4 protein-coding genes are annotated in these 2,228 nt (G+C 57.6%); 3 read left to right on the plus strand and 1 reads right to left on the minus strand.

Annotated elements, in window-relative coordinates:
- A partial coding sequence (locus IC50_RS37990; RefSeq protein ID WP_035716768.1) for a transposase occupies positions 1-235 on the minus strand: 235 nt, incomplete at its 3' end.
- Positions 236-407: 172 nt separating this feature from the next.
- On the opposite strand from IC50_RS37990, the gene IC50_RS37995 reads away from it, so the two are divergent.
- The 3 genes from IC50_RS37995 to IC50_RS38000 all read left to right on the plus strand — a co-directional run bounded on the left by IC50_RS37995 (position 408) and on the right by IC50_RS38000 (position 1,686).
- Positions 408-812, plus strand: coding sequence for a hypothetical protein (locus tag IC50_RS37995; protein WP_011090921.1), 405 nt, complete (start codon positions 408-410; stop codon positions 810-812).
- 235 nt (positions 813-1,047) lie between these two features.
- A complete protein-coding gene (locus IC50_RS42280; protein ID WP_014498652.1) occupies positions 1,048-1,314 on the plus strand; it encodes a hypothetical protein in 267 nt (88 codons plus the stop codon).
- 132 nt (positions 1,315-1,446) lie between these two features.
- Entirely contained in the window at positions 1,447-1,686 is a 240-nt protein-coding gene (locus tag IC50_RS38000; protein ID WP_018269532.1) for a hypothetical protein, read from the plus strand.
- Positions 1,687-2,228 lie beyond the last annotated feature (542 nt).

The raw sequence follows: 2,228 nt of genomic DNA on the forward strand, positions 1-2,228 counted from the left end.
AGTGATCAAGTCCAAGCTCCTCCTTCATATCGACAAGGCTGTGCACGACCCGCGTCGGATCGCGCCGATCCGGGAACACCCGGGCCAGATTGTCGGCCAAGCCGAGACGCCGCTCGGCCATCGCCAGAAGCATCACGCCCCCGTTCGAGGTTAGGCGCCCACCATCGAAGGCAGCTGTGACTTTCTTGGCGTGAATGGCTGGAAACGAGAAGGGCGGAATCGTATCGTCGGTCATGGCGGGCGTGGCGTTCGCGGTTGGAGGTGATGGGGTTGGCTTCACAACCGAATCCTACGCCGTATGAGCGCTTTACACCACGCTCGCCAGCCTCTCGGGCGCCTCTTACGAATAAGACAGGTTAGTCGGTCCGACCCGTCATGTTTTTGGGGTTTCGGACAAGGTTCTGACGATGACGCTTTCATCCGTTTTGATGGCGGATCGCGAGGCCCGTCCTGATTGGTATGCAGTTGGCATTGCCATGATCGTCGTGGATCGGCTGGTTCACAACTTTCTGGTCCGAACCGGGATTTTGGAGCAACTTGGCATGGTTCATCCGTACGGTCCCCGTTGCTATGCAGACGGCGGCTGCGCCGAGGTCTTGCGGCGCGTCTCGGCACAGATCGACGCGCGCCAGTTTGATCGTAATTTTCCGGCGGATTTTCCGCGCTTTGTTCAGCACGCTCTTTGGCGTTACTGCGCTGCTGACGGTTTGAACGTCTGCAACGGCAACAATATTGATGATCGCAAGTCATGCGATCTTTCGTCGTGTATTGTTTACAGTAATTGTGCCAAAAAAGCGCGGAAATTACAGTAATTATCTTCTATTTAAGCGCAATTTTTCTGCAGCTAAATTATTGCAATCATTGCGCTTTTGGATGATATGCTTTATTATACTTACGACGAGATTGTTTGAACGCTCTTCTCGTCTTCAGCAAAGGAGTCGTCCAATGACAAGACCGCCATTGCCGGGAGCATCCCGCAGGACCAGCGACAACGCCGTTTCAGAAAGGGGCCCAAATCGGGCCCCTTCGGCTTTTCAGGAGGGCAAAATGGCCAAGCCCAATCTCACGAACCAAAAGACACTCTCCGCCTCGGCAATCATCGTTTACGGGATCGACGCGACCGGCAAGCCGAAGGCCGGCCGGTTTCCGGAGCGCCAGGCGGCGGCGGCCAAAAAGGCCGCGCGCTCACTCAAGCTCGCTGTTTGCAACGTCGATCGACCAGCTCTTGTCGAAATCGTTGCGAAAATTCCGGTCGGACGCGTTCACGACCAAGGCAGTCGCTTCTGCCCTACATCAAACGCAGCTTGTACGTGAGCGTCACGACAGGATCACCGGTTCCCGGGCTTGACTTGCGCGGAATGCTCTGGATAGCGCGGTCGGGATGATTGACGCCGCCGGGGCGCGGTGATGGGGTGATCCCGGTTCGGAGCGGGCAACGGGATCAGAATGAACAGCGAGTCGCAGCTGCGCGAGAAGCTTCGGAAGATCGAGGCGTTGTTCGTGGGGGCCGGAACTGCTGGTGAGCGCCATGCGGCGGAAGCCGCGCTGCAGCGGGTGCGGGCCCGGGTCGAGGAACTCGCTCGCCACGATCCACCAATCGAACAGCAATTCTCACTTCCCGACCAGTGGTCTCGGCACCTTTTTCTGGCGCTTTGCCGCCGATATGGGCTGCGGCCGTTTCGTTAGCTTTGAGCGTCTTCAGCAGCCAGCGTTCGACATCATGACCGGACAGCAAGTACGGCAAGACGGCTTCGCTCGATTCCAAGCAGTCCCTGAGGCCGGCAAAGAATATCTTGGCAGCGGCATCCAACGGCGACAGCGCGCTGTTGTGTCGTCTACAAAGGCAGTTCGCGGTGAGATTCTTTGGAGCCAGCGCCTTTGTTTCGCCTGCTTCGAGCCAAGGCAGTCCAGAGGCCGTGAAATTACCGTCCCCGCGAAGTATTTCGATCACAGCCTCGCTGATCAGATGCTCGCCGGAGATTGGCGCTTCGCAATTTCCCAGCTCCTGCATGTAACAGCGTTCAAGTGTCGTACTGGGCGAGCCGGATCGAAGGTCAAGCCCTGAAGCCGGCTTGTGCCATCGAACACCATCAAAACAGCAGGAAGCCGATTGTCGCCCCGATCGACAACGACAAGGTGCCACCTTCATTTCCTCAAGTCTGCGCTTGGCTTCACCCATCGGAGTGACCCCCAGCGGCAGTCTAGCCCGTCTTATTCGTAAAGGACCG

Source organism: Bradyrhizobium genomosp. I (2014), from assembly GCF_000261685.1.
Taxonomy (GTDB): domain Bacteria; phylum Pseudomonadota; class Alphaproteobacteria; order Rhizobiales; family Xanthobacteraceae; genus Bradyrhizobium.

Coding starts and splice junctions, on each gene's coding strand:
- IC50_RS42280 (WP_014498652.1), top strand. CDS start 1,048: ATGGCCAAGCCCAATCTCACGAACCAAAAGACACTCTCCGCCTCGGCA.
- IC50_RS37995 (WP_011090921.1), top strand. CDS start 408: ATGACGCTTTCATCCGTTTTGATGGCGGATCGCGAGGCCCGTCCTGAT.
- IC50_RS38000 (WP_018269532.1), top strand. CDS start 1,447: ATGAACAGCGAGTCGCAGCTGCGCGAGAAGCTTCGGAAGATCGAGGCG.